This is a genomic window from Helicobacter pylori, from assembly GCF_021062735.1.
In the GTDB taxonomy this organism is placed as follows: domain Bacteria; phylum Campylobacterota; class Campylobacteria; order Campylobacterales; family Helicobacteraceae; genus Helicobacter; species Helicobacter pylori_DN.
Genome location: NZ_JAHXLB010000031.1, coordinates 1 through 6,787, shown reverse-complemented (window position 1 = coordinate 6,787; position 6,787 = coordinate 1). Strand labels below are relative to the sequence as shown.

Genomic DNA, 6,787 nt, shown 5'->3' with positions numbered 1-6,787 from the left:
AATCCTTAATGGGCGGCTGACCAAGGCCCCCGAACTGAAGCAGACCAACAACGGTAAGAGCGTTTGCGGCTTTACCATCGCCGTAGACCGAAGCCGTGACCGGGAGAAAACAGACTTCATCCCCATCGTAGCATGGGGCAAGACCGCCGAATTCGTGAACCAGTGGTTCGGCAAGGGTGACCTTATCACCATTGTAGGCCGCATCGAAGTTCGCAACTACGAGGACAAGAACGGCAATAAGCGCATAGCCACAGAGGTTATCGCAGAGGAGGTTCTGTTTGGCGGCAGCAAATCTACCGGCAAGGCAGAGGAAAAGCCCGCAGAGAGCAAAAACGGCGGGTTTGAACAAATCGAGGACGAGAACGACCTCCCTTTTAATTAAGGGTTACGCTTCCCAGTAAAAAGCGACAGGAGGACAACCCATGAAGTACCTTAAAGTCTTTACAGACTTTGCAGATGCCATGGAGGAACTCGGAGATGCGGAGAGAGGGCGGCTGTTCACGGCTATGCTGAAATATGCAGAGACGGGCGCAGCCCCCGATTTCCGGGGAAACGAGCGTTTTATATGGCCGGTAGCAAAGTTGCAAATAGACCGGATGGCTGCTGAATGCGAAGGAAGAGCCAAAACAAGCAGGGAAAACGGTTCCAAGGGCGGTAGGCCGAAGAAAACCCAAGGTAACCCAAAAAACCCAGCGGGTTTTTCTAAAACCCAGAAAAGCCAAGACAAAGACAATGACAAAGACAAAGACAAAGAAAATATTCCCTCCGGGAATAATACCCCCCCTACCCCCCCAAGGGGGCGTGTGGATGTCCCGGAAGCCTTGATGGAGAACTGGAACGGCTTTTGTGAGATGCGCAAGAAAATCAAAAAGCCCCTCACTGATCGGGCCGCAAAGATGATCCTGAATGAGCTGGAACGGCTGGCACCGGGGGACAACCACACCAAGGGACTTATTCTCGATCAGAGCGTTAAGCGCTGCTGGCAGGATGTTTACCCGTTGAAAGGCGCCAAGTCTGCTGGTGGGACCGACAATGTATTTTTGCAGATGCTGCAGGAGGAGGGACAACATGAACCGTACTGAAACATTGGCTGTTATGTCCATCCTCAAGGCCGCTTATCCAGCGTACTACAGGGACATGAAACGGCAGGATGCGGAAGCGGTGGTAAATCTGTGGGCGGAGATGCTGGCAGACTACCCGGCTGACCTTGTAGCGGCTGCGGTTAAGTCCCACATCGCCAGCGACCGCAAGGGGTTCCCTCCACACATCGGGGCTATCATAGCCGCTATTGGGGAGATCAGCAGACCGGCGGAACTCTCCGAGGGGGAAGCATGGGCGCTGATTGCAAAGGCCCTGCGGAACAGCGGCTACAACAGCGAGAAAGAGTTTGCAGCCCTGCCGGAGAACCTACAACGGTTGGTAGGACACCCCTCCCAGCTGCGGGAATGGGCCAGCATGGACACCGGGACAGTGCAGAGCGTGGTGCAGTCCAACTTTATGCGCAGCTACCGGGCAAGGCAGGAGAGCGAGCGCAAAATGCAAGCCCTGCCTGCAGATATCCGGGCAAAGCTGGCCGGTATGGCAGATGTAAAGCAGCTGCCCAGCTATGACCTGGCGCTGGCGGAGCGGATGATGGAGGAGAATGTGTGAAAATAACAATTCCCGAAATCCCGCCATCGCTGAACAAGTACGCTGGTCGGGCAAATACCTGGGACTACCGGGCAGAAAAGCAGCGGTGGATTGGCCTGATGCGAGCGTACTGCAAAAAGCAAAAGCCGATGGACAAGGCCATAGTGACCATCACCTACTACTTTCCCACACGCCATCGGCACGACCCTGACAATTACAATGGCAAGATGCTGATGGATGGCCTGACCGACCGAGGCGTGATTGCAGACGACAGCTTTGACCATGTAGAACTGCGGCTGCGTGGGGCATATGACCCCAAAAACCCAAGAACAGAAATTGACATAGAGGAGGTACCCTGATGGGACAGAAGGATGTAGAGCGGGAGAAGCCGCTTTTTGAGGGACAAAGTGCCGAGGAATTTATCAAGCGCTGGAACGCTATCACCAAAGCCATAAAAATGCGCGCAGAGATGGCCGAGCAGGAAAAGGTGGTGAGTTATGATGTCATACGATAAAGCGTCTCCTAACGCCAAAATCGGCTGTTCTAATTCAAATGACCCGGAGTTCCTGGAGCAGCTGGTGCGGGAGGGCAAGACCAACAGGGAGATTTCCTTAATTCTCGATCTTGATTACGGCTATGTGGCCCAAATCTTGTCTCGCTATGGAATCAAGAGAGACACCAACCGGCCATGTAAGAGATGCGGAGGGCCGATAGGCAGCACCAACCCCAGGCAGCTGTATTGCAAGGAGTGCCAAAAGGCCATGGACAGCATCCGGGCCCGCAAAAGCAGTATGAAAAAAGCCGAGCCGAAGAAATGCGAATACTGCGGGAAGGAATATTTCGGCCAGCCGGGACAAAAGTACTGCTCCAAACAATGCTACAAGGATGCAGCGGCATCCGGTAAGTATAAGCGTCCCAAGAATTGGATAAAGCGCCGGGATGGGAAAATCGACATCGAGATAAGGGTTTGCGGCAAAACCACAGAGCGCCGGGAGAGCGTGGACTACTACGAGGCCCGGGAGATTTGGCACGATGGCTGGATAGGCCGGGGCTACGCAGCGCTGATAACGGTAGATGGCCACAGGCTGGAGACCCTGCCGCAAATAAAGACATTCTTCGGATTTAGGAGGGATTCGTTATGAGGAACTGGACGGCAGCGGCAGTTACGATAATCTTAGCTGCTTTCTGCATAATGGTTCTATCGGCTATTTCGGCCGAAAGGTGGAACCATGTGGATGAAGTGGCCCAGGCGGAGATCACCGCAGAGGAACAGGAACGCCGGGAGCAGGCAGCCTATTACAAGGGTTGGCAGGACGGCAAGCAATATTATCTTGAGAATTTTGGAGGGTGAGCCAATGACCGTAAAGGACTACTACGAAGTAATCCGGGACATAGACCGGCTGGCTGCTGCCGTTGACGCAGAGGGTGCAGTCAACCTCGACCATGACGATGCGGAGCAGATATGGGCGCTGCTGCTGGACTACAAGGATTTGCTGATGGCTAAGGAGGTAGAATGATGTGTAAATGGCTGAAAGATGAAGTCTGTGTAAACAGCGATTGCCCGGCGGTTGCAGATTTTTGCCCTGTAGTAAACCATCCGGGCGTGTGCCGGTACGAGGAAATGAACGAAAACAAAATAGAATGTCGGCAATGTCAGCATCTTATGTTTTCCGACACGGAAAAAGAACTTGCACAGATTGCCAAGCGGGAATATGCCCGCAAGTGGAGAGCGGAGAACCGTGACAAGGTAAAAGCAGCAAACGAACGCTATTGGCTGCGCCGAGCTGTAAAAACCATGGCGGCAGCGGACGAGCGAGAAAAGGAGGTGTTTTGATGCCTGATGCAATGCCCCGCCTGTTATGGAGAGTGTTCCAAGGGGAACATCTCCGGGGCTGTCAAACCGCATTTTTCCTGTGGTAAAGGCGTGGTTAGAAACGACACTTTGTCGGTAAAGGAGGGATAACATGGATGCTGTGAAGTTTATTAAGGAACGCAACCGAATGTGCAAGAGTTTTGATGCTGGATGTAATGGGTGCCCTGCTTTTAATGCTTGCGAGGATGAGATATGTTGCGCAGTTGGTCAAGAGTCAACGCTGGACGCTACGGATCAGGTTGCTATGATCGAGGATTGGTCTGCTGCTCATCCACGCAAGACGAGGCAGAGCGTGTTTTTAGAGCACTACCCGGAGGCGAGGCTTGATGAGTACGAAGTACTGCGGCTTTGTCCGTCTGATATTTCTGCTGCTCACCGAGATAGCGAAGGGTGTGGATACCCAGAACAAAGGTGTACAGACTGCCGTCGTAAGTTCTGGATGCAGGAGGTAGAGTGATGGAACGACTGACAGAATATGAAAGCATTGGAGGAACAAGATGGCAATCAGCGATAAGAAAGCCGTGGAAGCGATAAAAACGCTTACAGAGTATTGCGGTGAGCAGCGAGGGTGTCAAAACTGCATCTTGCATTTGTACAGCCCGAGCAAGTGGAAATGCAGCCTTGATGCATTCGATTTGCGGGACATTTTAAGTAACATTGAGGCGAAGAGGAAACATCGCGGGTATTTGCAGTAAAGGAGGGCCGACAATGGCTGACCAAATGCAGTTATATGACACATCGGAGAAACAATCAAGTAACAACACAGGTAAAGCTAAACGGAAGTGGGAAAATGGTTTCCAGAGATGGAGCGACCGGCACAGTGCAGATGGTGGTAGCTCTTTTGGGTGCTGTGGATTCGGCAGTATGTGTGACTATTGTGAGGATAATTCATATGGACGCTCGTGTGTCAGGGCGCTGAACGCCATGATCCGCGAAAAGCGTCTGAAAATCGATTACGAAAAGACTGGTTATGAAGAAGTATGGGAGGGGATTTTTGACAATGGCTGAATACATAGACAGGGAAGCGTTTAAGAAAAGCGTCGAGGAGCGTTATTGCAAGCCGTGCAAGGCGAAGGGAAAAGACCACAACGGATGCTGGTGGCGTGCCTGTTGGGTTGACGATATGCTCGATGAGGTAGATTGTTTCCAGCCCGCTGATGTTTCCCCGGTGGTGCGGTGTAAGGACTGCAAGTACAGAGATGGCACGCCGGGGCAGCCGAATATACTTTGTGCGCAGATGCACGAGGACGATTTCTGCAGCTATGGAGAAAGGCGGGCGGAAAAGGAACCGCCGGAGGAGGGAGAAATATGATTGACTACAAGCGCATCTGCATTGACGAGCTGAAATGCCATAGCTATAAGCTCCGGTCGTTGGAAAGCCTGCCGGAAGAAATCCGCCGCTACAATGAGCAGATGGACGGCATCCGGTCCGCTACCAGCGATGCTACACCAGTAAAGGGCGGTGGCTGCGGCCGGGAAGATCATTTGATTAACGCAATCTCCCGCCGGGATGCGCTCTCGGCAAACCTTGTGGTAGTCAAGTGGCAGACCTCCCAAGTTGAGAAAGGACTGGCCTGCCTGACGGAAAAGCAGCGGCGCATCCTTGAGTTGTTCTACATCCGCCGGGAATACGGCTACATACAACGGCTTTGCCAGGAGTTCAACGAGAGCGAGCGGCAAATCTACTACGATAAGGACGAAGCCCTCCGGAGATATGCCCTTTGCCGGTATGGGTTGACAGAACTGTAAAGTTTGCAGAAACATTGCAGAAATAAGATACATATACAGTGTATACTGATAGTGTGGTAAAACACAGACTTCCCTTGACATTCCTCCTGGTGGGGAGCCGGGCCCCTAATCCCGGCGATCTGCTCCCGTAGCTCAATGGTAGAGCGGCTGCCTTGTAAGCAGCGGGTTATAGGTTCAAGCCCTATCGGGTGCTCCACCTTCATGTTTTACCTCCTTCTTACGGGGCCGCCGATGCCCCGTTATCCCATCGGCCGAAGATACATGACCTTCGTAAAAAAGGTGCCGCGCTGGCAGGCCGCAAGTTCGCAATAGTCTGCCTTACAAAAAAGCAGTCAGAGAGTACCGAAAGGCGCTCTCTTTCTTTATGCCATAAAGGAGGGGATACCTATGGATTTAATAGTCCGAAAAATCCCGCAGAGCGACACCATCAAGGTATATCCGGTATCTGATGTGCATTTGGGCAGCATCCTACACGATAAAGAGGGCTGGCAAGCATTCTGCCGCCGGGTAGAGCGGGAGGATGCTTATCTCATCCTTGGCGGCGATCTCATCAACAACAATACCCGGAACGCGGTGGGAAGCCCCTTTGAGGATTATATCCGCCCGCGGGAGCAGAAAAAGATGATGGTGGAAATGCTAACGCCCATCAAGGATAAGATACTCTGCGCGGTATCCGGTAACCACGAAGCGAGGACGGCCAAGGACACCGACCAAGACATTATGGGCGATATCATGTGCAAACTGGACATGGAGGACTACTACGCCGAGGACATAGCATTCCTCAAACTGGAGATTGGGCGCAGGGTAACAAGAGATATCCCTATCACCAGCTATACGATGGCTGTTACCCATGGCTCCGGCGGCGGCATTTACACCGGTGCAACGGTCAACCGCAATGAGCGCTTCGGCTACACCATAGAGGGCATTGACGCTCTGATTGTTGGCCATACCCACAAAGGCACCATCAGTAAGCCCAAAAAGATCGTGGTGGACAGTAACAACAATGTTATCCGTACCAAGCAGCTGGTAGTGGTTAGCTGTACCGCATGGCAGCAGTACGGAGGCTACGCAGCCCGGAAGATGCTGCTTCCCAGCAGCGAGAGCGACCATGAGCAGCCGCAGACGCTCCTGCTGTGCGGGAACAAGAAAGGCACTAAGCGGATAACCACGGTTTGGTAACAATAATTGGTAGCCCGGCATAGTAGACACCGGGAGGGATAGGGCGGGTAATGAACATTGTATTTGATTATAATTCTCCCAGGTGGCGGAGGAAGCGCCAACAGATATTAAGGCGTGACGGATATATGTGCCAGCACTGCAAGAGGTACGGAAAGGCGGTACAGGCTACAACGGTGCATCATATCAAACACGCAGATGAGTACCCGGAGCTGGCTTACGAAGATAAAAATTTAGTAAGCCTGTGTGAGGGCTGCCATAACAAGCAGCACCCGGAAAAAGCAACAGCAGCAAGGGGCCGTTACTGATACCCCCCCTATCCGTTGCGCCTTCCGCCGGTCCCCATAGACAGGCGGAAGG

The 6,787-nt window shown here is 52.7% G+C and carries 13 protein-coding genes and 1 tRNA gene; all 14 read left to right on the top strand.

Translation table 11 applies throughout. The annotated features are described in order from the left end of the window. A partial coding sequence (locus KX581_RS08190; RefSeq protein ID WP_231176091.1) for a single-stranded DNA-binding protein occupies window positions 1-382 on the top strand: 382 nt, incomplete at its 5' end. A 40-nt stretch (window positions 383-422) separates the two neighbouring features. Then, window positions 423-1,082 (top strand): DUF6291 domain-containing protein, encoded by a 660-nt coding sequence (locus KX581_RS08185; protein WP_231176090.1) that lies wholly within the window; start codon window positions 423-425, stop codon window positions 1,080-1,082. After that, window positions 1,069-1,650 carry a replicative helicase loader/inhibitor gene (locus KX581_RS08180; RefSeq protein WP_231176089.1) on the top strand — a complete coding sequence of 194 codons (582 nt, stop codon included), beginning with the start codon at window positions 1,069-1,071 and terminating at the stop codon, window positions 1,648-1,650. Before KX581_RS08185 ends, KX581_RS08180 begins: the two co-directional genes overlap by 14 nt. Further along, window positions 1,647-1,988 carry a RusA family crossover junction endodeoxyribonuclease gene (locus tag KX581_RS08175; protein WP_231176088.1) on the top strand — a complete coding sequence of 114 codons (342 nt, stop codon included), beginning with the start codon at window positions 1,647-1,649 and terminating at the stop codon, window positions 1,986-1,988. Before KX581_RS08180 ends, KX581_RS08175 begins: the two co-directional genes overlap by 4 nt. Beyond that, window positions 1,988-2,143: a hypothetical protein gene (locus KX581_RS08170; RefSeq protein WP_231176087.1), complete on the top strand. Its 156-nt coding sequence runs from the start codon at window positions 1,988-1,990 to the stop codon at window positions 2,141-2,143. Before KX581_RS08175 ends, KX581_RS08170 begins: the two co-directional genes overlap by 1 nt. Continuing rightward, window positions 2,127-2,771, top strand: a complete 645-nt coding sequence (locus tag KX581_RS08165) for a hypothetical protein (protein WP_231176086.1) — start codon at window positions 2,127-2,129, stop codon at window positions 2,769-2,771. The genes KX581_RS08170 and KX581_RS08165 overlap by 17 nt, the downstream gene beginning before the upstream one ends. Before the next feature lie 213 nt (window positions 2,772-2,984). Next, window positions 2,985-3,146 (top strand): hypothetical protein, encoded by a 162-nt coding sequence (locus KX581_RS08160; protein ID WP_231176085.1) that lies wholly within the window; start codon window positions 2,985-2,987, stop codon window positions 3,144-3,146. Then, complete coding sequence (locus KX581_RS08155; protein ID WP_231176084.1) at window positions 3,143-3,463, top strand: hypothetical protein; 321 nt, start codon at window positions 3,143-3,145, stop codon at window positions 3,461-3,463. The genes KX581_RS08160 and KX581_RS08155 overlap by 4 nt, the downstream gene beginning before the upstream one ends. A 747-nt stretch (window positions 3,464-4,210) precedes the next feature. Next, entirely contained in the window at window positions 4,211-4,510 is a 300-nt protein-coding gene (locus KX581_RS08150) for a hypothetical protein (RefSeq protein WP_231176083.1), read from the top strand. Next, window positions 4,503-4,814 carry a hypothetical protein gene (locus KX581_RS08145; RefSeq protein ID WP_231176082.1) on the top strand — a complete coding sequence of 104 codons (312 nt, stop codon included), beginning with the start codon at window positions 4,503-4,505 and terminating at the stop codon, window positions 4,812-4,814. Before KX581_RS08150 ends, KX581_RS08145 begins: the two co-directional genes overlap by 8 nt. Continuing rightward, window positions 4,811-5,251: a hypothetical protein gene (locus KX581_RS08140; RefSeq protein WP_231176081.1), complete on the top strand. Its 441-nt coding sequence runs from the start codon at window positions 4,811-4,813 to the stop codon at window positions 5,249-5,251. The genes KX581_RS08145 and KX581_RS08140 overlap by 4 nt, the downstream gene beginning before the upstream one ends. Window positions 5,252-5,372: 121 nt before the next feature. Further along, a tRNA-Thr gene (locus KX581_RS08135) sits at window positions 5,373-5,447 on the top strand. Window positions 5,448-5,638: 191 nt separating this feature from the next. After that, window positions 5,639-6,430 carry a metallophosphoesterase gene (locus tag KX581_RS08130; protein WP_231176080.1) on the top strand — a complete coding sequence of 264 codons (792 nt, stop codon included), beginning with the start codon at window positions 5,639-5,641 and terminating at the stop codon, window positions 6,428-6,430. Between the two features lie 50 nt (window positions 6,431-6,480). Further along, on the top strand, window positions 6,481-6,735 hold the full coding sequence (locus tag KX581_RS08555) for an HNH endonuclease (protein WP_414600163.1): 255 nt from the start codon (window positions 6,481-6,483) through the stop codon (window positions 6,733-6,735). Window positions 6,736-6,787 lie beyond the last annotated feature (52 nt).